This is a genomic window from Pseudomonas sp. PDM14 (assembly GCF_014851905.1).
Lineage (GTDB): Bacteria > Pseudomonadota > Gammaproteobacteria > Pseudomonadales > Pseudomonadaceae > Aquipseudomonas.
This window is the reverse complement of sequence record NZ_JACVAQ010000001.1, coordinates 1,428,302-1,455,041: the sequence shown is the minus strand read 5'-3', so window position 1 is coordinate 1,455,041 and position 26,740 is coordinate 1,428,302. Positions and strand designations below refer to the sequence as shown.

General features: G+C 66.7%; 29 protein-coding genes. 19 read left to right on the top strand and 10 right to left on the bottom strand.

All coding sequences use genetic code 11. The features are described from left to right. Positions 1-172: 172 nt before the first annotated feature. From mpl to IB229_RS06935, 3 genes are read left to right on the top strand one after another with little or no spacing between them, the layout of a single operon-like run. Complete coding sequence (gene mpl / locus IB229_RS06945) at positions 173-1,525, top strand: UDP-N-acetylmuramate:L-alanyl-gamma-D-glutamyl-meso-diaminopimelate ligase (RefSeq protein ID WP_192326280.1); 1,353 nt, start codon at positions 173-175, stop codon at positions 1,523-1,525. A gap of 59 nt (positions 1,526-1,584) precedes the next feature. Then, the gene (gene ubiX / locus IB229_RS06940; protein WP_192326278.1) at positions 1,585-2,214 is read left to right on the top strand and encodes a flavin prenyltransferase UbiX; all 630 of its coding nucleotides are present in this window, start codon (positions 1,585-1,587) and stop codon (positions 2,212-2,214) included. Further along, positions 2,207-2,521: a YceK/YidQ family lipoprotein gene (locus IB229_RS06935; RefSeq protein ID WP_192326276.1), complete on the top strand. Its 315-nt coding sequence runs from the start codon at positions 2,207-2,209 to the stop codon at positions 2,519-2,521. Before ubiX ends, IB229_RS06935 begins: the two co-directional genes overlap by 8 nt. A 132-nt stretch (positions 2,522-2,653) precedes the next feature. Here the strand turns inward: IB229_RS06935 and IB229_RS06930 are convergent, their stop codons facing one another. The 4 genes from IB229_RS06930 to IB229_RS06915 form a co-directional block, all read right to left on the bottom strand. Next, entirely contained in the window at positions 2,654-3,835 is a 1,182-nt protein-coding gene (locus IB229_RS06930) for an acetyl-CoA C-acetyltransferase (RefSeq protein ID WP_192326274.1), read from the bottom strand. Between the two features lie 126 nt (positions 3,836-3,961). Continuing rightward, positions 3,962-4,603: an oxidoreductase gene (locus IB229_RS06925; RefSeq protein ID WP_192326272.1), complete on the bottom strand. Its 642-nt coding sequence runs from the start codon at positions 4,601-4,603 to the stop codon at positions 3,962-3,964. 68 nt (positions 4,604-4,671) lie between these two features. Beyond that, positions 4,672-6,381 carry a C13 family peptidase gene (locus tag IB229_RS06920; protein WP_192326270.1) on the bottom strand — a complete coding sequence of 570 codons (1,710 nt, stop codon included), beginning with the start codon at positions 6,379-6,381 and terminating at the stop codon, positions 4,672-4,674. A gap of 89 nt (positions 6,382-6,470) precedes the next feature. Next, positions 6,471-6,926, bottom strand: coding sequence for a MaoC family dehydratase (locus IB229_RS06915; RefSeq protein ID WP_192326268.1), 456 nt, complete (start codon positions 6,924-6,926; stop codon positions 6,471-6,473). 162 nt (positions 6,927-7,088) lie between these two features. Here IB229_RS06915 and IB229_RS06910 point away from each other — a divergent pair, with 162 nt between their 5' ends. From IB229_RS06910 to IB229_RS06900, 3 genes are read left to right on the top strand one after another with little or no spacing between them, the layout of a single operon-like run. After that, complete coding sequence (locus tag IB229_RS06910; RefSeq protein WP_192326266.1) at positions 7,089-7,451, top strand: CidA/LrgA family protein; 363 nt, start codon at positions 7,089-7,091, stop codon at positions 7,449-7,451. Then, entirely contained in the window at positions 7,448-8,164 is a 717-nt protein-coding gene (locus IB229_RS06905) for an LrgB family protein (RefSeq protein WP_192326264.1), read from the top strand. The genes IB229_RS06910 and IB229_RS06905 overlap by 4 nt, the downstream gene beginning before the upstream one ends. A gap of 9 nt (positions 8,165-8,173) precedes the next feature. After that, positions 8,174-8,764, top strand: coding sequence for an LON peptidase substrate-binding domain-containing protein (locus tag IB229_RS06900; RefSeq protein WP_192326262.1), 591 nt, complete (start codon positions 8,174-8,176; stop codon positions 8,762-8,764). Between the two features lie 102 nt (positions 8,765-8,866). Here the strand turns inward: IB229_RS06900 and IB229_RS06895 are convergent, their stop codons facing one another. Both IB229_RS06895 and IB229_RS06890 read right to left on the bottom strand, forming a co-directional pair. Further along, on the bottom strand, positions 8,867-10,183 hold the full coding sequence (locus IB229_RS06895) for a bifunctional DedA family/phosphatase PAP2 family protein (RefSeq protein ID WP_192326260.1): 1,317 nt from the start codon (positions 10,181-10,183) through the stop codon (positions 8,867-8,869). Further along, entirely contained in the window at positions 10,180-10,908 is a 729-nt protein-coding gene (locus IB229_RS06890) for a DNA-3-methyladenine glycosylase (protein ID WP_192326258.1), read from the bottom strand. Before IB229_RS06890 ends, IB229_RS06895 begins: the two co-directional genes overlap by 4 nt. A gap of 172 nt (positions 10,909-11,080) precedes the next feature. Between IB229_RS06890 and IB229_RS06885 the strand changes: the two genes are divergently transcribed. The 13 genes from IB229_RS06885 (at position 11,081) to IB229_RS06825 (ending at position 22,898) form a co-directional block, all read left to right on the top strand. Further along, complete coding sequence (locus IB229_RS06885) at positions 11,081-12,346, top strand: glutamate-5-semialdehyde dehydrogenase (protein WP_192326256.1); 1,266 nt, start codon at positions 11,081-11,083, stop codon at positions 12,344-12,346. Then, positions 12,346-13,008 carry a nicotinate-nucleotide adenylyltransferase gene (gene nadD / locus IB229_RS06880; protein ID WP_192326254.1) on the top strand — a complete coding sequence of 221 codons (663 nt, stop codon included), beginning with the start codon at positions 12,346-12,348 and terminating at the stop codon, positions 13,006-13,008. The genes IB229_RS06885 and nadD overlap by 1 nt, the downstream gene beginning before the upstream one ends. A gap of 7 nt (positions 13,009-13,015) precedes the next feature. Further along, complete coding sequence (gene rsfS / locus IB229_RS06875) at positions 13,016-13,375, top strand: ribosome silencing factor (RefSeq protein WP_192326252.1); 360 nt, start codon at positions 13,016-13,018, stop codon at positions 13,373-13,375. 9 nt (positions 13,376-13,384) lie between these two features. Beyond that, a complete protein-coding gene (gene rlmH, locus IB229_RS06870; protein ID WP_192326250.1) occupies positions 13,385-13,852 on the top strand; it encodes a 23S rRNA (pseudouridine(1915)-N(3))-methyltransferase RlmH in 468 nt (155 codons plus the stop codon). Positions 13,853-13,877: 25 nt separating this feature from the next. Next, positions 13,878-15,800 carry a penicillin-binding protein 2 gene (mrdA, locus tag IB229_RS06865; protein ID WP_192326248.1) on the top strand — a complete coding sequence of 641 codons (1,923 nt, stop codon included), beginning with the start codon at positions 13,878-13,880 and terminating at the stop codon, positions 15,798-15,800. After that, positions 15,797-16,942: a rod shape-determining protein RodA gene (gene rodA / locus IB229_RS06860; RefSeq protein WP_192326246.1), complete on the top strand. Its 1,146-nt coding sequence runs from the start codon at positions 15,797-15,799 to the stop codon at positions 16,940-16,942. Before mrdA ends, rodA begins: the two co-directional genes overlap by 4 nt. A 65-nt stretch (positions 16,943-17,007) precedes the next feature. Then, positions 17,008-17,970, top strand: a complete 963-nt coding sequence (gene mltB / locus IB229_RS06855; RefSeq protein ID WP_192329304.1) for a lytic murein transglycosylase B — start codon at positions 17,008-17,010, stop codon at positions 17,968-17,970. Beyond that, positions 17,967-18,977, top strand: coding sequence for a septal ring lytic transglycosylase RlpA family protein (locus IB229_RS06850; RefSeq protein WP_192326244.1), 1,011 nt, complete (start codon positions 17,967-17,969; stop codon positions 18,975-18,977). The genes mltB and IB229_RS06850 overlap by 4 nt, the downstream gene beginning before the upstream one ends. Positions 18,978-19,078: 101 nt before the next feature. Continuing rightward, positions 19,079-20,257 (top strand): D-alanyl-D-alanine carboxypeptidase family protein, encoded by a 1,179-nt coding sequence (locus IB229_RS06845; RefSeq protein WP_192326242.1) that lies wholly within the window; start codon positions 19,079-19,081, stop codon positions 20,255-20,257. A gap of 108 nt (positions 20,258-20,365) precedes the next feature. Beyond that, entirely contained in the window at positions 20,366-20,644 is a 279-nt protein-coding gene (locus IB229_RS06840; RefSeq protein WP_192326240.1) for a DUF493 domain-containing protein, read from the top strand. Next, on the top strand, positions 20,644-21,300 hold the full coding sequence (lipB, locus tag IB229_RS06835) for a lipoyl(octanoyl) transferase LipB (protein WP_192326238.1): 657 nt from the start codon (positions 20,644-20,646) through the stop codon (positions 21,298-21,300). Before IB229_RS06840 ends, lipB begins: the two co-directional genes overlap by 1 nt. Further along, positions 21,297-22,271, top strand: a complete 975-nt coding sequence (gene lipA / locus IB229_RS06830) for a lipoyl synthase (protein ID WP_192326236.1) — start codon at positions 21,297-21,299, stop codon at positions 22,269-22,271. Before lipB ends, lipA begins: the two co-directional genes overlap by 4 nt. 75 nt (positions 22,272-22,346) lie before the next feature. Further along, the gene (locus tag IB229_RS06825; RefSeq protein WP_192326234.1) at positions 22,347-22,898 is read left to right on the top strand and encodes a methylated-DNA--[protein]-cysteine S-methyltransferase; all 552 of its coding nucleotides are present in this window, start codon (positions 22,347-22,349) and stop codon (positions 22,896-22,898) included. Here the strand turns inward: IB229_RS06825 and ada are convergent. From ada to holA, 4 genes are all read right to left on the bottom strand, one after another. Further along, positions 22,874-23,977 carry a bifunctional DNA-binding transcriptional regulator/O6-methylguanine-DNA methyltransferase Ada gene (gene ada / locus IB229_RS06820; RefSeq protein WP_192326232.1) on the bottom strand — a complete coding sequence of 368 codons (1,104 nt, stop codon included), beginning with the start codon at positions 23,975-23,977 and terminating at the stop codon, positions 22,874-22,876. The two genes, IB229_RS06825 and ada, sit on opposite strands and share 25 nt — an antisense overlap. Before the next feature lie 90 nt (positions 23,978-24,067). After that, the gene (locus IB229_RS06815) at positions 24,068-25,372 is read right to left on the bottom strand and encodes a lytic murein transglycosylase (protein WP_225578926.1); all 1,305 of its coding nucleotides are present in this window, start codon (positions 25,370-25,372) and stop codon (positions 24,068-24,070) included. Positions 25,373-25,427: 55 nt separating this feature from the next. Continuing rightward, positions 25,428-25,583 carry an alternative ribosome rescue factor ArfA gene (arfA, locus tag IB229_RS06810; protein ID WP_192326230.1) on the bottom strand — a complete coding sequence of 52 codons (156 nt, stop codon included), beginning with the start codon at positions 25,581-25,583 and terminating at the stop codon, positions 25,428-25,430. 88 nt (positions 25,584-25,671) lie between these two features. Then, entirely contained in the window at positions 25,672-26,706 is a 1,035-nt protein-coding gene (gene holA / locus IB229_RS06805; RefSeq protein WP_192326227.1) for a DNA polymerase III subunit delta, read from the bottom strand. Between the last annotated feature and the right edge of the window lie 34 nt (positions 26,707-26,740).

The following is a 26,740-nucleotide window of genomic DNA, read 5'->3' as shown; positions in this document are numbered from 1 at the left end:
GCCAGTGGTCAGCTCGGATGCTGCCTAAAGCGACTGGAAAGAGCAATCCAAGCGAGCGTTTGATCGCTCGCACGCGGCGCAAAAGCGCTGCTCGGGCTCCGAAGCGCAGGCCCTGCTGTGCTAACCTGCCGCCAGTTCCGCCGGGGCTTCCCGGCCTGTTTCGAGGTCATCGATGCACATCCACATTCTCGGTATCTGCGGCACCTTCATGGGCTCCCTGGCGGTCCTGGCGAAAGCGCTCGGCCACCGCGTCACCGGTTCCGACGCCAACGTCTACCCGCCGATGAGCACCCAGTTGCAGGCCCAGGGCATCGAACTGATGCAGGGCTACGAGCCGGCGCACCTGCAGCCGGCACCGGACCTGGTGGTGGTGGGCAACGCACTGTCGCGTGGCAACCCGGCGGTGGAATATGTGCTGAACCAGGGCTTGCCGTATGTCAGTGGCCCGCAATGGCTGGCCGACCATGTGCTGCAGGGCCGTTGGGTGCTGGGCGTGGCCGGCACCCATGGCAAGACCACCACCAGCAGCATGCTGGCCTGGGTGCTGGAACATGCCGGCATGAGCCCGGGTTTTTTGATTGGTGGCGTACCGCAGAATTTCGCGGTGTCGGCGCGCCTGGGCGAGACGCCGTTCTTCGTGGTCGAGGCCGATGAGTACGATAGCGCCTTCTTCGACAAGCGCAGCAAGTTCGTCCACTACCGCCCGCGCACGGCGATCCTCAACAACCTGGAATTCGACCACGCGGATATCTTCCCGGACCTGGCCGCCATCGAGCGGCAGTTCCACCACCTGGTACGCACCGTGCCGAGCGAGGGTCTGGTGATTCATCCGGCTGGCGAGCAGGCCTTGCGCCGGGTTGTCGACATGGGCTGCTGGACGCCGGTGCAGACCACCGGTGACGGCGGCCAGTGGCAGGCGCGCCTGCTCAGCGAAGACGGCTCGCGTTTCGAGGTGCTGTTCGACGGCGCCGTGCAGGGCACGGTGGCGTGGGAGCTGACGGGTCGCCATAACGTCGACAACGCTCTGGTCACTCTCGCCGCCGCGCGCCATGTCGGTGTGGTGCCGGAGCTGGGCATCGCCGGCCTGAGCCTGTTCAAGAGCGTCAAGCGGCGCATGGAGAAGGTCGCCGACGTACAGGGCGTGACCATCTATGACGACTTCGCCCACCACCCGACAGCCATCGCCACCACCCTGGACGGCCTGCGCAAGCGCGTCGGCAGCGCCCAGGTGATCGCTGTGGTCGAGCCGCGCTCCAATTCGATGAAGCTCGGCGCGCACCGCGACGGCCTGGCCGATTCCGTGGTGCAGGCCGATCGCGTGTACTGGTACGCGCCCGCCAATGTCGGCTGGGACCTGGCGGCCACGGTCGCCGGTTCGACGGTGCCGACCGAGGTCTGCGATTCGCTGGAGGCGATCATCGCCGGGGTCAAGGCGCATGCCGCGCCGGGCACCCAGGTGGTGGTGATGAGCAACGGCGGTTTCGGCGGCCTGCACGGCAAGCTGGCCGCAGCGCTGGCCGAATAGCTGAAGGCGCAGCCCCTTTCCCTCCGGGAGAGGGGAAACAAGCATTCCGAGGAGTCCCCATGAGCGGTCCCGAACGCGTCACCCTGGCCATGACCGGTGCCTCCGGCGCGCAATACGGCCTGCGTCTGCTCGACTGCCTGGTGCAGGAAGAGCGCGAGGTGCACTTTCTGATCTCCAAGGCCGCGCAGCTGGTGATGGCTACGGAAACCGACGTCACCCTGCCAGCCAAGCCGCAGTCGATGCAGGCCTTCCTCAGCGAATACACCGGCGCCGCACCGGGGCAGATCCGCGTCTATGGCAAGGAAGACTGGATGGCCCCGGCGGCCTCCGGCTCCGGTGCGCCGACGGCGATGGTGGTGGTGCCCTGTTCCACTGGCACCCTGTCGGCGATTGCCACGGGGGCCTGCAACAACCTGATCGAGCGTGCTGCCGACGTCGCCCTCAAGGAGCGCCGCCAGTTGATTCTGGTGCCGCGCGAGGCGCCGTACTCGAGCATCCACTTGGAAAACATGCTCAAGCTGTCCAACCTCGGTGCGGTCATTGTGCCGGCGTCGCCCGGTTTCTATCACCAGCCGCAGACCATCGACGACCTCATCGACTTCGTCGTCGCGCGCATCCTCAACCTGCTGAATATTCCCCAGGACATGCTGCCGCGCTGGGGCGAGCATCACCTGTCCAGTGATGACTGAGTGCCGTACTCGCGCCCATGGACTGGTGCGCCTGCTGTGTCTGCTGGGCGTCGTTTGGGTGAGCGGCTGCGCCAGCGTGCGCACGTTGGATGCGGCCAAACCGGGCGCGCCGATCCTTTATTCCGGCACGCGTCTGGACTGGTATGCGTTGCAGGGTGGCTGCTGCCCGCTGGACCGTTTCGGTGCCGAGGCGCCGCAGTACGCCGGGCTCGATCTGCCCGCGAGTGCGCTGCTCGATACGCTGTTGCTGCCGTTTGCGCTGGCGGCGGAGCTGGGTGTTGGCCTGGGTGTGACCGGCGGGAATTGAGGCTTCGCCAGTGTCGTGTCGGTGCGGGGTGGCTTTTATGCCGTCAGGCTTTCGAGGGGGCTTTGGTGCGCATCGCTTACCGGAAGGCCTATTCGCGCTGAAGCGAAAAGCCTTGCCGGTGTTTGCGAGGATTTAAGCGCGCTCGACTGCCAGGGCCACGCCCTGACCGCCGCCGATGCACAGCGTGGCCAGGCCTTTCTTCGCGTCGCGGCGCTGCATCTCGTGCAGCAGGCTGACCAGCACGCGGCAACCGGATGCACCGATCGGGTGGCCGAGGGCGATGGCGCCGCCGTTGACGTTGACCTTGTCCAGGCTCCAGCCCAGCTCCTTGGCTACCGACAGGGCCTGTGCGGCGAAGGCTTCGTTGGCTTCGACCAGGTCCAGGTCGTCGATGCTCCAGCCGGCCTTGCTCAGCGCGCGGCGGGTGGCGGGAACCGGGCCGATGCCCATGATCGCCGGGTCGACGCCTGAGCCGGCCGCGGCTGCGATCTTCGCCAGCACCGGCAGCTTCAGCTCGGCGGCTTTCTCGGCGCTCATCAGCAACACGGCGGCGGCGCCGTCGTTGAGGGTCGAGGCGTTGCCGGCGGTGACGGTGCCGTCCTTCTGGAACGCGGGCTTGAGCTTGCCCAGGGCCTCGGCCGTGGTGCCGGCGCGAGGTTGTTCGTCACGGGCGAAGGCGACCGGGTCACCCTTGCGCTGCGGGATCAGCACCGGGGTGATCTCGCCGTCGAAGCGACCGGCTTCGATGGCCGCGCTGGCGCGTTGCTGTGACGTGGCGGCGAAGGCGTCCTGCTGCTCACGGCTGATGGCGTATTTGGCGGCGAGGTTCTCGGCGGTGATGCCCATGTGGAAGTCGTTGAAGGCGTCCCACAGGCCGTCCTGGATCATCGTGTCGACGACCTTGCCATGGCCCATGCGCATGCCTGTGCGGGCCTGCGGCAGGACGTAGGGCGCCAGACTCATGTTTTCCTGGCCGCCGGCGATGATCACCTCGGCGTCGCCACAGGCAATGGCCTGGTAGCCCAGTTGCACGGCTTTGAGGCCGGAGCCGCAGACCTTGTTCAGGGTGAACGCCGGCACGCTCTGCGGCAGGCCGGCCTTGATCACGCTCTGGCGCGCAGGGTTCTGCCCGGCGCCGGCGGTGAGCACCTGGCCGAGGATGACTTCGTCGATCAGTTCGGCGTTCACGCCGGTTTGCGCGAGCAGGCTGCGGATCACCGTGGCGCCGAGCTCGACGGCAGGGATCTGGCTCAGCGAGCCTTGGAAGGCGCCGATGGCGGTGCGGGTGGCGGCGACGATCACGACTTCACGCATAGGTTCTCCGGGTCAGGCAGGTAGGGCCGGGCGCACGCGTGCCGCGATTGGCGGCATGCGCAGAAAGCGAGGAGTTTAAAGGCCGGGTCGGGTGCTGAACAGTACGACGGGGCGCAGATGGGTCGATTAGCGACCGAGACGGCGCAGTTCGTCGGATTCGACCACGCGAACGCCGTTGCCGTCTTCCAGGGCCAGGCGCCACAACGCGCGGGCCAGCACGGCGGCATGGATGCCACGGTACTTGCCCGGTAGCCAGCGCATCAACGGCGCAGCCAGGCGTTCGCCCAGGCGGAACTCGCGGCGCGGGCCGAGCAGCAGGGAGGGCCGTGCCAGGGTCAGCTGCGGCCAGTTCTGCGCGATCAGCGCCTGTTCGGTTTCGCCCTTGACCCGGTTGTAGAACACGCCCGAATCGGCGCTGGCGCCCATCGCGCTGATCACCAGCAGGTGCCGTGCGCCCAGCTCGCGGGCGCGCTGGGCGAAGGCCAGGACCAGGTCGTGATCGATCGCACGGAAAGCCTCCTGCGAGCCGGCCTGCTTGATCGTCGTGCCCAGGCAGCAGAACGCTGTCTCGAAGCTGCCCTGCAGGGTTGGCAGCAGGGTGGCCAGTTCACCGATCGGGTTGTCCAGGTGTGCGTGCTCGGCCAGCGGGCGGCGACTCGGCGCGAGTACGCGGCTGATGGTGGGCTCGCTGAGCAGGCGATCGAGCAGGTGTTCGCCGGTCAGGCCGGTGGCACCGGCGAGGAGGATGTGTTGAGGCGTCAGGTACATGCTGTGCTCTCCGCAGATACGTCCAGCTTAGAAGTTTTTGAACGAATGAACCGGCTGGCTATGCCGCTTCACTCGTTTTTCTTCGCGGTGGCGCTCTGCAGGGCCTCCTTGGCCTGGCTTTCGCGCAGCTGTTTCCAGTGCTGGAGCACGGCCTGCGGTGCCCACAGTTGCGGCTCCGATGGTTCGAAGTCGTCGTCCTTCTCCCATTGGGCAACTTTGCCCTTGGCCAGTTCGAAGGCGCGTTGCAGGTCATCGGTCTCGTTGAAGGCTTCGGCGAACAGCGCACGGCCGAAATAGGTGAAGTCGTTTTCTTCGGAACAGCCGAAGGACACCCGGTCGGCGCGGGCGGCGGTCATCACCAGGGTCTTGTCGTCCTTGATCGGCTCGATGAAGCCGCCGGAGTAGCAGGCCGAGATCACTACCACCTTGTAGCGGTCGTGCAGCGGCTTGAGCAGCGCAGCGAATTCGCTGGCGGGCAGGCTGTCCAGCTGCAGACGCGGCTGGGCGATGCTCAGCTGGTGATCGTCCGAGCCGTGGCTGGTCAGGTAGATGAACACCAGGTCTTCCTTGCCGCTGCGTTCGGCCAGGGCGCGCACCGCGCGGGTCAGACTCTCGCGGGTGGCCATCGGGCGGTCGGCGAGGTGGTCGCGGTGATTGCTCAGGGTGATGCCGCCACGCGCGCCGAAGCGCTCGCCGAGCAGCTTGGTGACGTAGTCGGCCTCGCGCAGGAACACGCTCTGCTTGCCGTCGCCGGCCAGGGTCAGGCTGTAGAGTTCGGTGGCCGGGGTGGACGCGGGCACGGCGGCGATGGCCTGTTCGAGCAGGGCACCCTGCTGCAGCAGGCCGACCTCCAGGTCATCGGCGATCGACTGGCCCTGGGCGTCGCGGATCAGCTTGCCGCGCTGCCAGGTGCCGCGTTGCTGCGTGCCGTCGGCGAGGGTGAGGAGGCCCTGGCCCTGGTACTGGTCGTTGGCGAATTCGCCGGCATAGGTGCCGCCGTCGGCCAGGCGCAGGGTGCCCTGGCCGTTGAAGCGCCAGTAGCGGAATTCGCCGAGGTAGTGGCGCCCGTCGACGCCCTTGAACTCCCCCTTGCCGTCCAGCGAGCCGTCACGGAAAGAGCCCAGCCAGACATCGCCATCGGTGTTCTGGTAGCGGCCCTTGCCGTGGAACAGGTCGTTGCGGAACTCGCCGCTGTAGCGCCCCTCGCTGTCGTTGACGTAGGTGCCGGGGCCGTTGAGCACGCCGTTCTTGAAGGTGCCGCTGAGCTGGCTGCCGTCCTGGCTGCGCAGGCCTTCGCCGTCGGGCTCGCCATTCTTGAAGGTGCCCTGGTAGGTGTTGCCGTTGCCCCAGTCGAGCACGCCGTTGCCGTGGTACTTGTCGTTGCGGAAGCCGCCGCGGTAGCTGGTCGCGCCTTGGACCAGGTGGCCTTCGCCGTGCATGCGGCCCTGCTTGAAGCCGCCTTCGTAGCGGGTGCCGTCGGCGTAGATCAGCGTGCCCTGGCCGTCGAACTGGCCCTGGCGGAACTGGCCGATGTAGGACTCGCCGTTGGGGCCGCGCCATTCGCCCTGGCCGTCGCTCTGGCCGTCCTTGAAGTTGCCGGAAAACCAGCTGCCGTTGGCGTAGTCGAGGCGCCCCGGGCCCTGTAGCAGGCCGTCGATCACCTCGCCACGGTAGCGTCCGCCATCGGGCAGTACGGCGTCGGGCGGCAGCAGTGGTTCGCCGTCACCGCAGGCGGCGAGCAGCAGGGCGAAGGTCAGCGGGGCGAGAAGGCGGGGCATGGCAGACGTCCTGGTCGGTTCATGCGGCGAGTATGCCGGAGTCAAACGAAAACGGGGCGCCAGTGCGCCCCGTTTTGCCAGCGACTGAATCAGACGAAACAGAGGCTCAGCGGCTCGGCGATGTAGGCGGGTTTTTCCTCACCGTCGATCTCCAGGGTGGCCTGGGCCTTGATCAGCCATTGGCCTGCACGCTTCTCGGTGACTTCGAGAATGCTCACGGCCAGGCGCACGCGGGAATTGACCTTGACCGGCTGGATGAAGCGCACGCTGTCGAGGCCGTAGTTGACGGCCATCTTCAGGCCTTCGGGCATGATCATCAGGCCTTCCATCAGCTTCGGGATCAGCGACAGGGAGAGGAAGCCATGGGCGATGGTGGTGCCGAAGGGGGTGTGCTTGGCCTTGACCGGGTCAACGTGAATGAACTGGTGATCACCGGTGCATTCGGCGAACTGGTTGATACGCTCCTGGTCGATGGTCAGCCAGTCGGAGCGTCCAAGCTCCTTGCCAACGTAGTCTTGCAGTTGTGAAACGGGTACTGACGGCATAGATCCTCCTTGAGGATGCAAGTTACTTAGTTGTTTTTGGTGGTGAACCTTGCTGGCCCTAGATCAGCATGACTGCGCGACAGGGTCAAGCCCGCAGTCTGCGGCTTATGGCCTGCCCTCAGGCGTGTCTATAATGGCCGCCCCAACCCGCCGGAGGTTCTCATGCTGCTACGCGGCCTGACCTGGCTGGTGCTGTTCCAGTTGCTCGGCACCGCCCTCAATGTCCTGTTCTTCAGCATGCTGCCGGGGCCGATCATCGGCATGCTGCTGCTGTTCGGGTTTCTCCTGCTGCGCGGTGAAGTGGGCGCACCACTCAACGAGGCGGCCGTCGGCCTGCTGCGTTACCTGCCCCTGTTGCTGGTGCCGCCGGCGGTGGGAGTGATGGCCTATGCCGAGGCCATCGCCGCGGATTTCTGGGCGGTATTTGGTGCCCTGGCGTTGTCGCTGGTGCTGGCGCTGCTGTTCGCCGGCTGGCTGATGCAGAAGCTCATCGACCGTCAGCTGCGTCGCGAGGAGCAGTCATGAATCCGGATTGGCAGGCCGCCCTGCAGGCGGTGATCCATCACCCGCTGTTCGGCGTGGGCATCACCCTCGGCGTGTACCAGCTGGCGCTGGCTGCCTACGAAAAGACCCGCTGGATGTTCCTGCAGCCGGTGCTGGTGTCGATGGCCGTGCTGATCGGCGTGCTGCTGCTCTGCGGCCTCACCTACCAGGAGTACCGCGACAGCACCTTCCTCCTCAGCGTGCTGCTCGGCCCGACCACCGTGGCTCTGGCCGTGCCGCTGTACCTCAACCTGCGGCGCATTCGCCAGTTGCTCTGGCCGGTGCTGATCACCCTCAGCGTTGCCGGCGTGGTCGCCACCGGTCTGGGCGTGTTGCTGGCCTGGCTGTTCGGCGCCGACCACATGATGCTGATGACCATGGCGCCGAAGTCGGTGACCTCACCGATCGCCATGCTGGTGGCCGAGCAGATCGGCGGCGTGGCCGCGCTGGCCGCGGTGTTCGTGCTGATCACCGGCGTGCTCGGGGCGATGGTCGGTCCCGAACTGATGCGCCGCATCGGCGTGCATCACCCGGCCGCGCAGGGCATGGCGCTGGGCATGACCGCGCACGCGGTGGGCACCTCCCGCGCGTTGCAGGAAGGCGAGGAATGCGGCGCCTTCGCCGCGCTGGCAATGAGCCTGATGGGCATGGCCACGGCGGTGGTTCTGCCGCTGGTGATCGCCCTGGTGGCGTGAGGTAAGGCGATGAGTTATCCGCTGTTTCCCCTGCACACCGTGCTGTTTCCCGGTTGTGTGCTCGACCTGCAGATCTTCGAGGCGCGCTACCTGGATATGGTCAGCGCCTGCATGCGTCGCGGCGAGGGCTTTGGCGTGGTCGGCATTCTCGAAGGCGAGGAAGTGGGCGAGGCGGCCGGCCAGCACGTGCAGATCGGCTGCGAAGCGCTGATTCGCGACTTCCAGCAGCGCCCCAATGGCCTGCTGGGCATTCGTGTCGAGGGCGGCCGGCGTTTTCTCGTGGCCAGCACTCAGGTGCAGGCCGATCAGCTCAGCGTGGCCGATGTAGTGTGGCTGGACGAAGCGCCCGATGCGCCGTTGCTGGGCGAGCATGCCGACCTCGCTGCGCTGCTCGCCACCCTGGCTGAACACCCGATGGTCGCCGGCCTGGGCATGGGCGGCGTGCCGAGCGGGCAGCAGGCGCTGGCCAACCAGCTGGCCTACCTGCTGCCGTTCAGCATCGCGCAGAAGGCTCAGGTGCTGGGCCTCGATACCCCGGCCGAGCGACTCGAGCTGCTGCAGGAGTTGCTCGACCATCTGCAGGGCGACATGCTCGCCTGAGCCGCTTCAGCCCCGGCTCACGACCTCGTAGGATGCGCCGTGCGCACCGGCAAGCCCGTAGCTGGCGTCTGGTGCGCCTGGTTCACCCTGCGGCGATCCCACTCAGTACTTGTACTGCTCCAGCGCTTCCGGCAGGGCAAAGGCGCTGACGCCGCCGAGCAGGGCCAGGGTCGCCGGCAGGATCAGCCACCACACCCGCGGGCTCAGCGCGGGCAGCGGAATCCGCCACTGCAGGAAGGCCAGGCACGCCGCGCAGACGGTGCCGGCGAGCAGGCCGCCGGCGAGGATGTCGGTGGGCCAGTGCACGCCCAGGTAAACCCGCGACAGGGCGATCATCAAGGCCGGGAAGCTGGCCAGCAGCATCCAGGTCAGGCGCATGCGCGGGGGCTGGCCGCGGCCGGCCAGCACGCCGAGGGCGAGGAAGCAGGCGAATGCCGCCGAGCTGTGGCCGCTGGGCAGGCTGAAGGTGTCCAGCGGCTGCAGCAGCACGTCCGGCCGGGCACGGGCCAGGAGCAGCTTGAGGCCGGCATTGGCGAGGGCGGTGAAAAGCATGCAGCAGCCGACGAACAGGCCGGCACTGTAGCGTCGGCAAAGCAACAGCAGCACGGTCAGCATCACCCCGGCGGCGACCTGGGTGTCGAAGTTGCCGAGCCCGGTGATCAGCAGGGCGGCGGTGTCCAGGGCGCTGTTGCGCTGCTCCTGCACCAGGGCCATCAGGCCCTGGTCGAGGGCGGCCAGTTGCTGCCAGCCGATCAGCAGAGCGGTGAGCAGCACGGCGCACATCGCGGCAGTGCTGGCGGTGGCCCAGCGCTGGTCGCGCAGGCTGCTCTGGATCATCACGATGAGCATCACGGCAAAGGCGCCGGCGACGATCCCGGCGGCGCTCCAGAAGCCATCCGGCAGTGGCAGGCGCAGTGCCGCACCGGTGGCCCAGCCCGGCAGCATGTAGGCCACGGCCCAGCCGGCGGCCGCGATCACGCTGACCAGGATGAAGCGCACCAGCGGCATGTCGAGCATGCCCGCGACCATCGGCAGCATCGGCCGCAGCGGACCGATGTAGCGGCCGACCAGCAGGCTGGCGACGCCGTAACGCTGGAAGTAGGTTTCCGCGCTGCTCAGCCACTCCGGGTGGTCGCGCAGAAATGGCAGGCCGCGGATGTTCTGGTGAAAACGCCGGCCGAGGGCGTAGGAAATCGCGTCGCCGAGCAGGCCGCCGAAGTAGGCCAGCAGCAGGGTTTCCCCCAGCGTCAGGCTGCCGCTGCCGGCGAGTACCGCGAGGGCGAACAGCACCACTGTGCCGGGAATCAGGATGCCGGCGATGGCCAGGCATTCCAGGCAGGCGATGATGAAGATGCTCGCGCCGAGCCACTGTGGATTGGCTTCCAGCCAGAGGGTCATGGTGTGGAACCACTCGCTCATGGGTACAACTCCTGTTCGACAAGCTGATGGGGTGTGGCATGCACGTGGTAGTCACGGCCTTCGACCTGGCCACGGCGGATCGGGTTGCGTGTGGTTTGTCGGGCGAATGCCGCATCGACGAAGCGATAGGGCAGGTGTTCGTCGCGGCCGAGGGGAATGCCCAGGCGGGTGGTCTGGATGATCTGTGCCGGGCGTTCGCCCACGTCGTCGACGAACAGGCGCTGCGGGTCGAAGCGCTGCGCGTCCCACTCCGCTACCTTCAGGCCCAGCGCCTTGCACAGCAGGGTCTGACCGGCGCACAGGCGTGTGCTCGGGCGTGGCATGCCGCTGGCGTCGGGGTTGTTCGCCTGCATGCGCTGCAGGGCGTCGGCGGCGCAGTGGGCATCGATCCACGGCGCGGCGGATTTGATCAGTACCGCGTTGCCGGGGCCCTGGGCGCTGAAGTTCAGCGAGTCACCGCCGCGGGCGTAGTACATATAGATGTGCCCACCGTCGAGAAACAGCGCGCGGCGCTTCTCGGTGTAGCCAAGCGAGGCATGGCTGCCTTTCTCGGCGGCGTAGTAGGCCTCGGTCTCGATGATGCGCGCGGCGAGCCAGTGGCCGTCGTGGCGGTGGCGAATGACCTTGCCCAACAGCTCGCGCGCCAGGGTCTGCGCGTCGCGGTCGAAGAAGGCGGCGGGCAGTGGGCGGGCGTCGGGCCAGGGCTGGGGCGGGGCGTCGCGCATGGGCAGTCCGGCAATTGAATGGCGGCGATCTTAGCAATGCGTCGGCGCAGCGGGGCTGAAACTTGTCGCTTTTTGTATACCCGGCGGCCCGTCTGCCGGGCAGCGCTGGGCGCGGGGCAGCGCTGCCGCTATAATCAGCCCCTTTTTCCCAACTGCCAGACCTCCGCCGACCATGACTGAGTCCGTGCTCGACTACATGACCCGCCTGGGCCGCGCCGCGCGTGATGCCTCGCGGGTGCTCGCACGCGCCAGCACTGCGCAGAAGAACCGCGCCCTGCAGGCCGCCGCCAATGCCCTCGACGCTGCCCGCGCCGAGCTGACCGCCGCCAACGAACTTGACCTGACCGCCGCCCGTGCCAACGGCCTGGAGCCGGCCATGGTCGACCGCCTGGCGCTGACCCCGGCAGTGATCGACGGCATGATCGAAGGCCTGCGCCAGGTCGCCACCCTGCCGGACCCGATCGGCGAAATCCGCGACATGCGCTTCCTGCCTTCGGGCATTCAGGTCGGCAAGATGCGCGTGCCGCTGGGCGTGATCGGCATCATCTACGAGTCGCGCCCGAACGTGACCATCGACGCCGCCAGCCTGTGTCTGAAGTCTGGCAACGCGACCATCCTGCGCGGCGGCTCCGAGGCCATCCATTCCAACCAGGCGATTGCCCGCTGCATCCAGCTCGGCCTGGCCGAAGCCGGTCTGCCGGCCAGTGCCGTGCAGGTGGTGGAAACCACCGACCGCGCCGCCGTCGGCGCGTTGATCACCATGCCCGAGTTTGTCGACGTGATCGTGCCGCGCGGCGGCAAGGGCCTGATCGAGCGCATCAGTCGCGACGCCAAGGTGCCGGTGATCAAGCACCTGGACGGCGTCTGCCACGTCTATATCGACGTTGCCGCCAACCTCGACAAGGCCATTCGCGTTGCCGACAACGCCAAGACCCAGCGCTACTCGCCGTGCAATGCCATGGAAACCCTGCTGGTGCACAGCTCGGTTGCCGCGCAAGTGTTGCCGCCGCTGGCCGCGATCTACCGCGACAAGGGCGTCGAGCTGCGTGGTGATGCCGCGACCCGCGAGCTGCTCGGCAGCGACGTGCTAGAAGCGAGCGAAGACGACTGGTACGCCGAGTACAACGCGCCGATCCTGGCGATTCGCATCGTCGATTCGCTGGACGCGGCCATCGAGCACATCAACAAGTACGGCTCGCAGCACACCGACGCGATCATCACCGAGAACTTCTCGGACGCACGGCGCTTCCTCACCGAAGTGGATTCGGCCTCGGTGATGGTCAACGCTTCGACGCGTTTTGCCGACGGCTTCGAGTACGGCCTGGGCGCGGAGATCGGCATCTCCACCGACAAGCTGCACGCCCGCGGCCCGGTCGGTCTGGATGGCCTGACCAGCGAGAAGTACGTGGTGTTCGGCGACGGACACATCCGCACCTGATGGGCGAACGCAGCGCGCGACGCATCGGGATTCTCGGCGGCACCTTCAACCCGGTGCACATCGGCCATCTGCGCGGCGCCCTGGAAGTGGCCGAGCAGGTGGCGCTGGACGAGCTGCGGCTGATCCCCAGCGCGCGTCCGCCGCACCGCGAGACGCCGCAGGCCACCGCCGAGCAGCGCCTGGCGATGGTCGAGCTGGCGGTGGCCGGCGAAGCGCGCCTGCGGGTGGATGACCGGGAGCTGCAGCGGCAGACGCCGTCGTTCACCATCGACACGCTGGAGTCGTTGCGCGCCGAGCTGGCGGTCGACGATCAACTGTTTCTCCTGCTGGGCTGGGATGCCTTCTGCGGGTTGCCCACCTGGCAGCGCTGGCAGGCGTTGCTGGAGCATTGCCATATCGTTGTGCTGCAGCGGCCGGATGCCGACAGCGAGGCGCCGGAAGCGCTGCGCGATCTGCTGGCGGCGCGCAGCGTGGTCGATCCGCAAGGCCTGACGGGCCCCGGCGGGCATATCACGTTTGTCTGGCAGACCCCGCTGGCGGTGTCGGCCACGCAGGTACGTCATCTGCTGGCACAAGAGCGTTCGGTACGTTTTCTGGTACCCGATGCCGTGCTGGCCTATATCCATGCGCACGGGCTGTACCGTGCGAAAACCGATTCATGAGGTAACGATGCAAAACGAAGAACTGGTCAAGGTCGCCATTGCGGCCCTCGAAGACGTCAAGGCGCAGGACATCACCACCATCGATGTGCGCGGCAAGACCAGCGTCACCGATTTCATGGTGATCGCCAGCGGTACCTCCAGCCGTCACGTCAAATCCCTGGCCAACGAAGTGCTGGAGAAGGTCAAGGAGCACGGTGTGCGCCCGATCGGCAACGAAGGCCTGGAAGGCGGCGAGTGGGCCCTGCTCGACCTCGGCGACGTGGTCGTCCACGTGATGCAGGTCGCTACCCGTCAGTTCTATGACCTCGAGCGTCTGTGGCAGGGCGCCGAGCAGAGCCGTGCCCAGCACCAGGATCTGCCGGAGTAAGTTCGCCCCGTGCGTATCAAGCTGATCGCCGTGGGCTCGCGCATGCCGCGTTGGGTGGAGGATGGCTGGCAGGAATATGCCAAGCGTCTGCCCGCCGAGCTGGCCCTCGACCTGGTGGAAATCCCGCTGACCACGCGTGGCAAGAATGCCGACGTGGCGCGGATGATCCGTCAGGAAGGCGAGGCCATGCTGGCCAAGGTGCAGCCGGGCGAGCGCATCGTCACCCTGGAGGTGACGGGCAAGCCGTGGAGCACTGAGCAGCTGGCGGCCGAACTGGATCGCTGGCGCCTGGATGCACGCACCGTCAACCTCATGGTCGGCGGCCCCGAGGGGCTGGCGCCGGAGGTCTGCGCGCGCAGCGAGCAGCGCTGGTCGCTGTCGCCCCTGACGTTGCCGCATCCGCTGGTGCGCATCCTCATCGGCGAGCAGATCTACCGCGCCTGGACGGTGCTGTCCGGCCATCCGTACCACAAATAGAACGCCATCGAGTAAGTAGTCGCAGATGCCGCAGCCGATCCGCCTGAAGGACCACGAGAAGGATGCCCGCCTGGTAAGGCGGCGCGTGGTGGTCGGCGCCGTGGTCGTGCTGCTGCTGACCTGCGTGCTGATCGCGCGCATGTACTACCTGCAGGTGATCCAGTACGAGTACCACTCGACCCTGTCGGAGAACAACCGCGTCCACGTGCAGCCGATTCCGCCGACCCGCGGGCTGATCTTCGACCGCAACGGGGTGATCATCGCCGACAACCGGCCGAGCTTCAGTCTGACCCTGACCCGCGAGCGCGCCGGCGAATGGGAGCAGGTGCTCGACGTGATCGTCGAGGTGCTGGAGCTGACCGCGGACGACCGCGCCCTGTTCGAGCGACGCATGCGCCAGGGCCGACGCCCGTTCGAGCCGGTGCCGATCCTCTTCGAGCTGTCCGAGGAGCAGATCGCCCGTATCGCGGTGAACCAGTTCCGCCTGCCCGGCGTGGATGTGGCTGCCCAGCTGGTGCGCCACTACCCGCAGAAGGAGCACTTCGCTCACTCGGTCGGCTATGTCGGGCGGATCAACGAGAAGGAGCTCAAGGAACTCGACCCGGTCAACTACAGTGGCACTCACCACATCGGCAAGACCGGCATCGAGCGGTTCTACGAGGACCAGCTGCACGGTGAGGTGGGTTACGAGGAAGTCGAAACCAACGCCCGCGGGCGCGTGCTGCGTGTGCTCAAACGCACCGACCCGAAGCCGGGCATGGACCTGATTCTGACCCTCGACGTCAAGCTGCAGGAAGCCGCCGAGGCGGCGCTGGACGGCCGTCGCGGCGCCGTGGTGGCGATCGAACCGTCGACCGGCGAAGTGCTGGCGATGGTCAGCCGGCCAAGCTTCGACCCCAACCCGTTCGTCACCGGCATCGGCTTCCAGGCCTATGCCGACCTGCGCGACTCGATCGACCGGCCGCTGTACAACCGCGTGCTGCGCGGGCTGTATCCGCCGGGGTCGACGATCAAGCCGATGGTCGCCGTGTCCGGTCTCGATGCCGGTGCCGTGACACCGGCGACGCGGGTGTTCGACCCAGGCTTTTATCAGTTGCCCAACTACGACCACAAATACCGTAACTGGAACCGTACCGGGGACGGCTGGGTGAACATGGAGATGGCGATCATGCGCTCCAACGACACCTACTTTTACGACCTCGCCCACAAGATGGGCATCGACCGCATGCACGACTACATGAGCCGTTTCGGCTTCGGCCAGAAGGTCTCGCTGGACATGTTCGAGGAGTCGCCGGGGCTGATGCCCTCGCGCGAGTGGAAGCGCGCGCGCTACCGCCAGGCCTGGTACCCGGGCGAGACGCTGATCCTCGGCATCGGCCAGGGCTACATGCAGGCCACGCCGTTGCAACTGGCCCAGGCCACGGCGCTGATGGCCACCCGCGGCAAGTGGATTCGCCCGCACCTGCTGCAGAGTGCCGAGAACAAGACTCCGCAGCAGATGGTGGCCGAGGGCCTGCTCGAGGCGCCGGCAAATCCGGCCGACATCGTCATGCGCGATCCGAAGTCCTGGGACTACGGCCGCTTCGGCATGGAGCAGGTGATGCATGGTCCGCGCGGCACCGCGCGCAAGGTCGGCGACACCGCCCTGTACCGCATCGCCGGCAAGAGCGGCACGGCGCAGGTGGTGGCGATCAAGCAGGGTGAGAAGTACGACCGTTCCAAGGTCAACGAGCGCCACCGCGACCACGCCCTGTTCGTCGGCTTCGCCCCGGCCGAGGCGCCGAAGATCGCCGTGGCGGTGATGGTGGAGAACGGCGAGTCCGGCTCCGGCGTTGCCGCGCCGGTGGTCAAGCAGGTGATGGACGCCTGGCTGCTCGGCGAAGACGGCCTGCTCAAACCCGAATACCGCCCGCCACAGCCGGCGCCAACCACGAGCGTCAGCCCATGAACAGCAACTTCGACCGCACCCTGTCCCAGGAAGACGTGCTCAAGCGTCGCGCGACCCTGCTGCAGCGGCTGCACATCGATGGCTGGCTGCTGCTGATCTTGCTGATCCTGGGGATCGGCAGCCTGTTCGTCCTCTACTCGGCCAGTGGCAAGCACTGGGACCTGCTGATGAAGCAGGCCAGCTCGTTCGGCCTGGGGCTGGTGGCGATGTTCGTCATCGCCCAGTTCGAGCCGCGCTTCATGGCGCGCTGGGTGCCGCTGGCCTACCTGGTCGGCGTCGGCCTGCTGGTGGTGGTGGAAGTCATGGGCCACACCGCGATGGGCGCGACGCGCTGGATCAACGTGCCGGGGGTGATCCGCTTCCAGCCGTCGGAGTTCATGAAGATCATCATGCCGGCGACCATCGCCTGGTACCTGGCGCGGCACAACCTGCCGCCGCGGCTCAAGCACATCACCATCAGCCTGATCCTGATCCTCATCCCGTTCGTGCTGATCCTCAAGCAGCCGGACCTCGGCACCTCACTGCTGATTCTCGCCTCCGGCGCTTTCGTGCTGTTCATGGCCGGGCTGCAGTGGCGCTGGATCGCCGGCGCCGTGGCCGCCGTGGTGCCGATCGCGGTGGCCATGTGGTTCTTCGTGCTGCACGACTACCAGAAGCAGCGCGTGCTGACCTTCCTCGACCCGGAAAGCGATCCGCTGGGCACGGGCTGGAACATCATCCAGTCGAAGGCGGCCATCGGTTCGGGCGGGGTTCTTGGCAAGGGCTGGCTGCTCGGCACCCAGTCGCACCTGGATTTTTTGCCGGAAAGCCATACGGACTTTATCATTGCCGTGCTGAGCGAAGAGTTCGGGCTGGTCGGAGTGTGTATCCTGCTGTTCGTCTACCTGCTGCTGATCGGTCGCGGCCTGGTGATCACGGCTCAGGCGCAGACCCTGTTCGGCAAGTTGCTGGCAGGCAGCCTGACCATGACGTTCTTCGTCTACGTATTCGTTAACATCGGCATGGTCAGTGGCCTGTTGCCGGTGGTGGGGGTGCCTCTACCCTTTATTAGCTACGGCGGAACTCATCTGGTGACGCTGCTGTCAGGGTTTGGGGTTTTGATGGCGGTCCACACCCATCGCAAGTGGATCGCACAGGTTTGATAAGAGTGAATAATTTGAAACAAGCATCGCGCGGCTGGCTGGTACGTGGCATCCAAGGGCTCGGCATGGCCGGCCTGCTCGGCCTCGGCTCCTTCGCTGCCGCCGGTGACTACGAGGGTTCGCCCCTGGTCGCCGAGTTCGTCGCCGAGATGACCCGCGACTATGGCTTCGCCGGCGAACAGCTGGTCGAGCTGTTCCGCGAGGCGGAGCGCAAGCAGGCGATCCTCGACGCCATTTCCCGCCCGGCCGAGAAGGTCAAGCCGTGGAAAGAGTACCGGCCGATCTTCATCACCGATGCGCGCATCAGCAAGGGTGTGGATTTCTGGAACAAGCACGCCGATGCCCTGGCCCGCGCCGAGAAAGAATACGGCGTGCCGGCCCAGGTGATCGTCGCGATCATTGGCGTGGAAACCTTCTATGGCGGCAACACCGGCAGCTGGCGCGGCATCGATGCGCTGTCCACGCTGTGCTTCGATTACCCGCCGCGCTCGTCGTTCTTCTGCAAGGAGCTCAAGGAGCTGCTGCTGCTGTCGCGTGAGGAGCAGGTCGATCCGCTCAGCCTGAAGGGTTCCTACGCGGGCGCCATGGGCCTGCCGCAGTTCATGCCGAGCAGCTTCCGCGCCTATGCGGTGGACTTCGACGGCGACGGCCACATCAATATCTGGAGCAACCCGGTGGACGCCATCGGCAGCGTCGCCAGCTACTTCAAGCGCCACGGCTGGGTTGCCGGCGAGCCGGTGGTTAGCCGCGCGCAGGTCAAGGGCGACCAGGTCGACAGCGGCCTGACCCAGGGCCTCGACCCGGTGAAGAACGTCGGCGAGCTGCGTGCGCTTGGCTGGGCCAGCGCCGATGCGCTGCGTGACGACACCCGCGTCACCGCCTTCCGCTTCGAGGGCGCCGAAGGCGCCGAGTACTGGTTGGGCCTGCCCAACTTCTACGTGATCACCCGTTACAACCGTAGCGCGATGTACGCCATGGCCGTGCATCAGCTGTCCGACCTGTTGCTCGCCAAGCGGAGCGGCCAATGATCGCTGCCTTGCAAGTCCCCCTGCGTGCGTTAGCGTTCGCCGCCCTTGGCGTGGCGCTGGCCAGCTGCTCCACCAGTAAGCCGACGCCGCCGGTACAGGCCGGTGGCCCCGTGTCCGGTCCGGGCGATTACAGCCGCCCGCACCGTGATGGCGCGCCCTGGTGGGATGTCGACGTCTCGCGCATCCCCGATGCCGTGCCGATGCCGCACTACGGGCGCTTCAAGGCCAACCCCTACACGGTACTGGGCAAGACCTACTACCCGATCAACGACGCGCGTCGCTATCACGCCGTCGGTACCGCGTCCTGGTACGGCACCAAGTTCCACGGCCAGGCCACCGCCAACGGCGAAGCCTACGACCTGTACGGCATGACCGCCGCACACAAGACCCTGCCGTTGCCCAGCTACGTGCGCGTGACCAACCTGGACAACGGCCAGAGCGTGATCCTGCGCGTCAACGACCGCGGCCCGTTCTATTCCGATCGCATCATCGACCTGTCCTTCGCCGCGGCGAAGAAGCTCGGCTATGCCGAAAGCGGCACTGCCCGGGTCAAGGTCGAGGGCATCGACCCGCACGAGTGGTGGGCCCAGCAGGGTCGCCCGGTGCCGATGGTGCTGGCGCAGCCGAAGATGGCCGAGGTGGTCCCGGCGCAGCCGCAGGTCGCCAGCGTGGCCCAGCCGGTCGAGGTCTACACGCCGCCGCCACAACAGCACGCCGCGGCTGTGGTGCCGGTGCAGATCGACGCAAAAAAAAACGATTCAGTCGGGCCGTCTGGCCTGTATCTCCAGGTGGGCGCCTTCGCCAATCCGGACGCTGCGGAACTCCTCAAGGCCAAGCTGAGCGAGACGGTGGCTGCCAAGGTGTTTATCAGCTCGGTGGTGCGCAACCAGCAGATCTTGCACCGCGTACGCCTGGGGCCGATCAGCACTCAGGGTGAGGTGCAGCAGCTGCAGAACAGCGTGCGCCTGGCCAATCTCGGGCAGCCAACGCTGGTACGCCCGGACTGAACCCTTTTCGTCCACCGGCCCGAGCCGTAACGGGTGGGTGGGGAATGCAGCGTGAGCCCGCTCGCGCTGTGCCATTGTTGAACTGCCATTCAGAGAGACGGATGAATATCTCCCGCTTTGCCAAACGCCTCAGCCTGCTCGCCATCCTCTTCACCGCGCCGCTCGCCCAGGCCGCGCAAGACCCGATCATTCCGGCCGCGCCGCAACTGGCCGCCAAATCCTACGTCCTGATGGACGCTGCCAGCGGCAACGTCCTGGTGGAGAACAACAGCGATCAGCGCCTGCCCCCGGCGAGCCTGACCAAGCTGATGACCGCCTACATCGCCACCCTGGAAATCCGCAAGGGCAAAATCGGCGAGCAGGACCTGGTCACCGTCAGCGAGCACGCCTGGCGTACCGGCGGTGCGGCATCCGGCGGCTCCACCATGTTCCTGCCGCTGAACAGCCAGGTGAAGGTCGATGACCTGCTGCACGGCATCATTATCCAGTCCGGTAACGACGCCAGCATCGCCATCGCCGAGTACATCGCCGGCAGCGAAGACGCCTTCGCCGACATGATGAACGAGACCGCCGCGCGCCTGGGCATGCAGAACTCGCACTTCATGAACGCCACCGGCCTGCCGCACCCGGAGCACTACTCCAGCGCCCACGACATGGCCATCCTGGCCCGCGCCATCATCAACGAAGACCAGCAGCACTACGCGATCTACTCGCAGAAGGAGTTCCACTGGAACAACATCCGCCAGGGCAACCGCAACCTGCTGCTGTGGCGTGACAGCACCGTCGACGGCCTGAAAACCGGCCACACCGAAGAAGCCGGCTACTGCCTGGTGGCTTCTGCCGTACGCGACGGCGCGCGCATGATCACCTCGGTATTCGGTACCGACAGCGAGAAGACCCGCGCCGCCGAGACGCAGAAACTGCTGACCTACGGCTTCCGCTTCTTCGAGACCCAGACCTTCTACAAGCAGGGGCAGGAACTGGCCCAGGCGCAGGTCTGGAAAGGCGCCACCCGTCAGGTCAAGGCCGGCCTCGCCGCCGACCTCAGCCTGACCCTGCCCAAAGGCCAGGCCAAGCAGCTGCAAGCCGGCATGACCCTCGAGCCGCAACTCGAAGCCCCGATCAAGCAGGGCGACGTGATCGGCAAGGTCGAAGTGAAACTGGGTGAAAAGGTGGTACACACCGCCGACCTGATCGCCCTCGAAGCCGTAGAGGAAGGTGGCTTCTTCCGCCGCCTGTGGGATAGCATTCGCCTGTTCTTCTACGGTTTGTTTAACTGAGAAGCTGCCACCGACTCGCCGCGCGCGAGCGGACTCGCTTCCACGACAACCAAGGACGCCCCTACCCGGGGCGTTCTGCTCTGATCGGGCCACGAGCCTGCGGATGCCATGACTGACACTGACGTACAACCCCCGAAAATCGAGTTCCCCTGCGAGCGCTACCCGATCAAGGTGATCGGCGATGCTGGCGAGGGCTTCACCGATCTGGTGATCGAGGTTATCCAGCGCCACGCGCCTGAAGTCGATGCCAGCAACCTGGCACAACGCGACAGCCGTACCGGCCGCTTCCTTTCCGTGCAGGTGCTGATCACCGCTACCGGCGAAGAGCAGTTGCGGGCGATCCATCTCGACCTGAAAGCCACCGGCCGCGTACACATGGTGCTCTGATGCCGCTCTCCGTGAGCGTGCGTGAGCTCAATGGCCTGCAGCCCTACGAGCCGACCTGGCACGCCATGCAACGCTTCACCGACCAGCGCGACGCGCAGGCCGAGGACGAGATCTGGCTGCTGCAGCACCCGCCGGTGTTCACCCAGGGCCAGGCCGGCAAGGCCGAGCATGTGCTGTTTCCCGGTGACATCCCGGTGGTGCAGGTCGACCGTGGCGGCCAGGTGACCTACCACGGCCCCGGCCAACTGGTGGTCTACCTGATGCTCGACGTGCGTCGTCTCGGCATCGGTGTGCGTGACCTGGTCACGCGCATCGAGCAGAGCCTGATCGACCTGCTCGCCGAGTATGGCGTGCAGGCTGCCGCCCGCGCCGATGCGCCCGGTGTCTACGTCGGTGAGGCGAAGATCGCCTCGCTCGGCCTGCGCATCCGCCGCGGCTGTTCGTTCCACGGCCTGGCGCTGAACGTCGACATGGACCTGGAACCGTTCCGCCGGATCAATCCCTGCGGCTACGCCGGCCTGCCGATGACCCGGTTGTGCGACCTGACTGGCCCGCTAGAATTTGCCGAAGTGAGTGCCCGATTGCGCGCACAGCTCGTCAAACACCTCGATTACGCTGAACAGAAGACCCTCACGGGCGGACCCGAATCGCGATGAGCACGATAGAAGTAGCGGGCAAGGGCCCGGCCAAAGTGGAAGTCGGCGTCAAGCTGCGCGGCGCGGAGAAGATGGCGCGCATCCCGGTCAAGATCATTCCCACCGAAGAACTGCCGCGCAAGCCGGACTGGATTCGCGTGCGCATGCCGGTATCCCCCGAGGTCGACCGTATCAAACAACTGCTGCGCAAGCACAAGCTGCACAGCGTCTGCGAAGAAGCCAGCTGCCCGAACCTTGGCGAGTGCTTCAGCGGCGGTACCGCGACCTTCATGATCATGGGCGACATCTGCACCCGCCGCTGCCCGTTCTGCGATGTCGGCCACGGCCGGCCGAAGCCGCTGGACGCCGACGAGCCGATGAACCTGGCCGTGGCCATCGCCGACCTGCGTTTGAAGTACGTGGTGATCACCTCGGTGGACCGCGACGACCTGCGCGACGGTGGTGCCCAGCACTTCGTCGACTGCCTGCGCGAGATCCGCAAGCTGTCGCCCAACGTGCAGCTGGAAACCCTGGTGCCGGACTACCGCGGGCGCATGGATGTGGCCCTGGCGATCACCGAGCAGGAGCCGCCGGATGTGTTCAACCACAACTTGGAAACCGTGCCGCGCCTGTACAAGGCCGCGCGCCCGGGTTCGGACTTCGAGTGGTCGCTGGACCTGCTGGAAAACTTCAAAAAGCGCGTGCCGCACGTACCGACCAAGTCCGGCCTGATGCTCGGCCTGGGTGAAACCGACGAAGAAGTCATCGAGGTCATGAAGCGCATGCGCGAGCATGAAATCGACATGCTCACCCTCGGTCAGTACCTGCAGCCGTCGCGCAGCCACCTGCCGGTGCAGCGCTTCGTGCACCCGGACACCTTCGCCTGGTTTGCCGAGGAAGGCACGCGGATGGGCTTCAAGAACGTCGCGTCCGGCCCGCTGGTGCGTTCGTCCTACCATGCCGATCAGCAGGCGCATGGCGCCAAGAGCTGAGGGCATGCACGTTCGAGAGGCCCCGAAAGGGGCCTTTTCGTTTCTGTGGACAGGTGAAGGAAGGCGTGGGTAGCGATGGCTGAAGTGCTGCAACTGCAACGACTCGCTTCACCTGTCGGCGAGATCCTGCTGGTCACCGACGAGCAGCAGCGCGTCCGTGCCCTGGATTTCCACGACTATGCCGAGCGCATGCACAAGCTGCTTGGCAGCCACTACGGCGCGTATCAGTTGCGCGAGGGTAGGGCTGGCGGTGTTGCCTGGGACGCGCTTGGCGCCTATTTCGCCGGCAGCGTGACGGCGCTGGATGAACTGGTGGCCTTCACCGCCGGCTCGGCCTTCCAGCGCCGGGTGTGGGCGGCGCTGCGCCAGGTGCCCTACGGCAGCACGTCGACCTACGGTGTGCTGGCCCAGCAGCTCGATTGCCCCAAGGGCGCGCGTGCGGTTGGGTTGGCCAATGGTGCCAACCCGATTGCGATCATCGTGCCCTGCCACCGCCTGATCGGCGCCAATGGCGCGCTCACCGGTTTCGCTGGCGGCCTGCAGCGCAAACGCTGGCTGCTCGAACACGAGCGGCGTCATGCGCCGCAGCCGTCGATTCAGGGTCAGTTGTTCGGCGGCGAATCCTGAGCCGCCACCTTTTCCCGGTCGAGCAGCGCACGCTTGCGCTCGACGCCCCAGCGATAGCCTGACAGCGCGCCGTCGCTGCGCACCACGCGATGACAGGGAATCGCCACGGCCAGTGCGTTGGCCGCACAGGCGCCAGCCACCGCGCGTGTCGCTGAAGGCGAGCCGATGCGTTCGGCGATCTCGGCGTAACTTGCCGTGCTGCCTGGCGGGATGCTCAGTAGCGCCTGCCAGACGCGTTGCTGAAACGCCGTGCCGCGGATGTCCAGCGGCAGGTCGAGGCCCAGCCCTGGCGCTTCGACGAAACCGACCACGCGTGCCACCAGCGCCTCGAATGCTTCATCGGCACCGATCAGTTCGGCATTGGCGAAGCGTTGCTGCAGCTCATCCAGCAATGCTTCCGGCGTTTCGCCGAGGAGGATCGCGCAGACCCCGCGACTGCTCTGCGCCACCAGAATCGCACCCAGCGAGCACTGGCCGATGGCGAAGTGGATCGGCATGGCAGCGCCGCCTGCGCGATAGTCGGATGGGGTCATGCCGAGCATGCCGGCAGCCTTGGCGTAAAAGCGCCCGTTGGAGTTGAAGCCGGCTTCGTAGATCGCATCGGTCACCCGTGCCCCGCCTTCCAGTTCGTGGCGTACGCGCCGGGCCCGTTGCGCGTCGGCGTAGGCCCTGGGCGTGAGCCCGGTGTGCTGCTTGAACAGGCGATGGAAGTGCGAGTTGCTCAGGCCGACCTGCGCGGCCAGCTGTTCCAGTGACGGTGGCTGCTCGGCCGCTTCGATCAGGCGACAGGCGTTGGCGATCAGCTCGGCGTGCTGGCTCTGGCGCGAGGCCTGCTCGGGCGTGCAGCGCTTGCACGGGCGGAAGCCGGCGCGTTCGGCGTCTGCCGATGTAGCGTGGAAACTGACATGCTGCGGCTGGGCATGGCGCGACGGGCAGGAAGGCCGGCAGTAGATGCCGGTGCTGCTCACGGCGAAGACGAACCGGCCGTCGGCGGCCGGGTCACGGGCCAGCACGCTGGCCCAACGCGGATCATTCTGAACCTGGGCCGCGTGGGCGGCCCGTTGTGCGGAAAGAGACATGGCGAACGCTCGACTGGGCGATTGATGCCTGCACCCTAACAACCTGCCCGGCCGGTGGCACTCCGGGTCTTGCTTTCAAATTCGCCGGCGTTATTGCGCGCGCAGGCGTTGCAGCAGGTGCTGGGTCGGGTAGCCGTCAGCTGGCAGACCGATGCTCTGCTGAAAACCGCGGATCGCCTTGCGCGTGTTGGCGCCGATGATGCTGTCCGCGGCACCCGGCTCGTAGCCGCGGGCGGCGAGCTGTTCCTGCAGTTCGATGCGTTCGCTGCGGCTCAGCGGCAGGTCGTCGCGCGGCCAGTTCTGCGGCAGCTGCACGCTATTGTCGAAGCGCTGGCTGAGCAGGCCGACCGCCAGGGCGTAGGCCGACGAGTTGTTGTACTTGAGAATCGCGCGGAAGTTGCCGAACACCAGGTAGGCCGGCCCGCGATGCCCGGCCGGCAGCAGCAGGTAGGCCTGCTCGTCGGCGCGCACGGCCACGGCCGGCACCTTCACGCCCTGCTCGGTCCACTCGGTGACGGTCTTGCGCACGTCGCTGTCGGCCAGCGCGTAATCGAAGCCGCTGGGGAGTGCGACCTGATAGCCCCAGGGCTCGCCGAGCTTCCAGCCGGACGCCTGCAGGTAGTGTGCGGCGGAGGCCAGGGCGTCGGTGCTGGAATTCCAGATATCGCGGCGGCCGTCGCCATCGAAATCGACCGCGTGGCTGTTGAAGGTGGTCGGGATGAACTGGGTCTGGCCCATGGCGCCGGCCCAGGAGCCGAGCATTCCGGCCGGGGCGATGTCGCCGTGCTGGAGGATCAGCAGGGCGGCGAGCAATTGGTCTTCGGCGAACTGCGGGCGCCGGCCTTCATAGGCCAGAGTCGCCAGCGAGCGGATCACCGACTTGTCGCCGGTGAACTGGCCGAAGCTGCTTTCCATGCCCCAGATTGCCACCAGCACGTTGCGGTCGACGCCATAGCGCTGCTCGATGGCGGTCAAGGTGCCGCTGTGCTGGGCGAGCAGGGCCTGGCCACGGCGCACGCGGGTGGCGGAGATCGCGCCGTCCAGATACTCCCAGACCGGGCGGGTGAATTCGGGTTGGCTGCGGTCGGCCTTGACCACGCTGAGGTCCGGGCTGACGCCAGCGAAGGCACGGTCGAACAGCTCGGCCTGTACGCCGACGGCGAGCGCTTTCGGGCGGAAGGCATCGCGCCAGGCCTCGAAGCTGATGCTCGGTTCGGCGGGCAGTTGCTCGGTAGTGGCGCTGTTGCCGGGGGCGGCATTTACCGTGCTGGCGGGTGCCAGGGTCGGTGTGTCGAGGGCGGGCGTGGCGTTCGGGGCTTCGGCGCAGGCGCTCAGGGCGAGGGCGGTGCAGAGCAGCAGGCCGGGCATGCGGCCGGAAGTAGCAGGATGGAACATTGCGGACGTCTCGGACTTTTCAATCAGAGGCCGACCTTAGCACGCTGGGGCCTTTTCAGGCGGCCATAACGCAAGAAGCCTCCCAGTTTTGCTGGGAGGCTTCGCGGCGGTAGCTGCCTTTGCCTTTCTTCGGTGCTTCCTGGCGGCAGCGGAAGAGCGGTTGGGCGATCAGTGATTTGGCCTTGTTCGGCCGCTTGGGAGTCTTGCTCATGGCCAGTCCTGGAACGTGCGTCCGCGACGTTGCGGGCGGCGCGGATCATGCGCCGCCGTACAGAAGATGTCCAGAGGCTGGCGGGGTGCTATTCGCCCAGCGGCAGGCGCTGGCCGGCCATCTGCAGGACCAGGCGGCCGAGGCTGCTCCACGGGTCGCCGGGTGCCTGGCCCTTGACCTGGGCGTCGATGCGCTGGGCATCGATCAGCAGCTGGTTCCAGCGGCTGGCGGAGTGGCGTTGCAGGGCCTTGCTGATGAGCGGGCGGCGTTTGTCCCAGACCGGCGGGCGGGCCGCGGCGAAGGCCTTCTCCAGCGGGATGCCCTGGCTGAACTGCTGGGCCAGGCTGGCCAGCTGGCGCAGTTCGCGGGCCAGCATGACGACGATGAACAGCGATTCCTGGCCCTCGCCACGCAGCCCTTCGAGCATGCGCAGGGCATGGGCGGCCTCACCGTTGAGCACGGCATCGATCAGGCCGAAGACGTCGTAGCGGGCGCTGTCGGCGACGGCGGCCTGCACGGTGGCGGCGTCGATCTGGTTGCCCTCGGCAAGCAGCTTGAGCTTCTCGACCTCCTGGGCGGCGGCCAGCAGATTGCCTTCCACGCGCGCGGCGATCAGCTCCAGGGCTTCCTGGGTGGCGGTCATGCCGGACTGCGCCAGGCGCTGGCGAATCCACTGCGGCAACTGGTTGGCGTCCACTGGCCAGATCTGCAGGAACTGGCTGTTCGGGCCTTCGATCAGCGCCTTGGCCCACTTGGTCTTCTGCGTGCTGCCGTCAAGCTTGGGCAGGCTGATCAGCAGCAGGGTGTCTTCCGGCGGACGGCCGAGGTATTCGAGGATCGCGGCGGTGCCCTTGTCGCCGGGCTTGCCGTTGGCGATGCGCAGTTCGATCACGCGCTTCTCGGCGAATAGCGAGAGGCTGGCGCCGGCTTCGTAGAGCAGGCCCCAGTCGAAGTTGGCTTCGGCGTGGAACACCTCGCGCTCGCTGAATCCCTGGGTGCGGGTGGCGGCGCGGATGGCGTCGGCGGCTTCCTGGCACAGCAGGGGATCATCGCCGCTGATTACATAGACCGGGGCGAGGCTGCCTTGCAGGTGTTTGCCGAGCTGGGCGGGGTTGAGTTTCATCGCTATAGAGGCAGAGGGCCGCGTGTGCGGCCCT

Excerpts from the sequence above, each read along its gene's own strand:
- IB229_RS06905 (WP_192326264.1), top strand. The coding sequence starts at position 7,448 with ATGAATCCGGATTGGCAGGCCGCCCTGCAGGCGGTGATCCATCACCCG.
- mpl (WP_192326280.1), top strand. The coding sequence starts at position 173 with ATGCACATCCACATTCTCGGTATCTGCGGCACCTTCATGGGCTCCCTG.
- IB229_RS06925 (WP_192326272.1), bottom strand. The coding sequence starts at position 4,603 with ATGTACCTGACGCCTCAACACATCCTCCTCGCCGGTGCCACCGGCCTG.
- IB229_RS06845 (WP_192326242.1), top strand. The coding sequence starts at position 19,079 with ATGAATATCTCCCGCTTTGCCAAACGCCTCAGCCTGCTCGCCATCCTC.
- IB229_RS06920 (WP_192326270.1), bottom strand. The coding sequence starts at position 6,381 with ATGCCCCGCCTTCTCGCCCCGCTGACCTTCGCCCTGCTGCTCGCCGCC.
- rodA (WP_192326246.1), top strand. The coding sequence starts at position 15,797 with ATGAACAGCAACTTCGACCGCACCCTGTCCCAGGAAGACGTGCTCAAG.
- IB229_RS06935 (WP_192326276.1), top strand. The coding sequence starts at position 2,207 with ATGACTGAGTGCCGTACTCGCGCCCATGGACTGGTGCGCCTGCTGTGT.
- lipB (WP_192326238.1), top strand. The coding sequence starts at position 20,644 with ATGCCGCTCTCCGTGAGCGTGCGTGAGCTCAATGGCCTGCAGCCCTAC.
- IB229_RS06885 (WP_192326256.1), top strand. The coding sequence starts at position 11,081 with ATGACTGAGTCCGTGCTCGACTACATGACCCGCCTGGGCCGCGCCGCG.
- IB229_RS06910 (WP_192326266.1), top strand. The coding sequence starts at position 7,089 with ATGCTGCTACGCGGCCTGACCTGGCTGGTGCTGTTCCAGTTGCTCGGC.
- rsfS (WP_192326252.1), top strand. The coding sequence starts at position 13,016 with ATGCAAAACGAAGAACTGGTCAAGGTCGCCATTGCGGCCCTCGAAGAC.
- lipA (WP_192326236.1), top strand. The coding sequence starts at position 21,297 with ATGAGCACGATAGAAGTAGCGGGCAAGGGCCCGGCCAAAGTGGAAGTC.
- IB229_RS06895 (WP_192326260.1), bottom strand. The coding sequence starts at position 10,183 with ATGAGCGAGTGGTTCCACACCATGACCCTCTGGCTGGAAGCCAATCCA.
- IB229_RS06815 (WP_225578926.1), bottom strand. The coding sequence starts at position 25,372 with ATGTTCCATCCTGCTACTTCCGGCCGCATGCCCGGCCTGCTGCTCTGC.
- mltB (WP_192329304.1), top strand. The coding sequence starts at position 17,008 with ATGGCCGGCCTGCTCGGCCTCGGCTCCTTCGCTGCCGCCGGTGACTAC.
- arfA (WP_192326230.1), bottom strand. The coding sequence starts at position 25,583 with ATGAGCAAGACTCCCAAGCGGCCGAACAAGGCCAAATCACTGATCGCC.
- IB229_RS06825 (WP_192326234.1), top strand. The coding sequence starts at position 22,347 with ATGGCTGAAGTGCTGCAACTGCAACGACTCGCTTCACCTGTCGGCGAG.
- ada (WP_192326232.1), bottom strand. The coding sequence starts at position 23,977 with ATGTCTCTTTCCGCACAACGGGCCGCCCACGCGGCCCAGGTTCAGAAT.
- IB229_RS06915 (WP_192326268.1), bottom strand. The coding sequence starts at position 6,926 with ATGCCGTCAGTACCCGTTTCACAACTGCAAGACTACGTTGGCAAGGAG.
- IB229_RS06840 (WP_192326240.1), top strand. The coding sequence starts at position 20,366 with ATGACTGACACTGACGTACAACCCCCGAAAATCGAGTTCCCCTGCGAG.
- IB229_RS06930 (WP_192326274.1), bottom strand. The coding sequence starts at position 3,835 with ATGCGTGAAGTCGTGATCGTCGCCGCCACCCGCACCGCCATCGGCGCC.
- ubiX (WP_192326278.1), top strand. The coding sequence starts at position 1,585 with ATGAGCGGTCCCGAACGCGTCACCCTGGCCATGACCGGTGCCTCCGGC.
- IB229_RS06850 (WP_192326244.1), top strand. The coding sequence starts at position 17,967 with ATGATCGCTGCCTTGCAAGTCCCCCTGCGTGCGTTAGCGTTCGCCGCC.
- holA (WP_192326227.1), bottom strand. The coding sequence starts at position 26,706 with ATGAAACTCAACCCCGCCCAGCTCGGCAAACACCTGCAAGGCAGCCTC.
- IB229_RS06890 (WP_192326258.1), bottom strand. The coding sequence starts at position 10,908 with ATGCGCGACGCCCCGCCCCAGCCCTGGCCCGACGCCCGCCCACTGCCC.
- nadD (WP_192326254.1), top strand. The coding sequence starts at position 12,346 with ATGGGCGAACGCAGCGCGCGACGCATCGGGATTCTCGGCGGCACCTTC.
- IB229_RS06900 (WP_192326262.1), top strand. The coding sequence starts at position 8,174 with ATGAGTTATCCGCTGTTTCCCCTGCACACCGTGCTGTTTCCCGGTTGT.
- mrdA (WP_192326248.1), top strand. The coding sequence starts at position 13,878 with ATGCCGCAGCCGATCCGCCTGAAGGACCACGAGAAGGATGCCCGCCTG.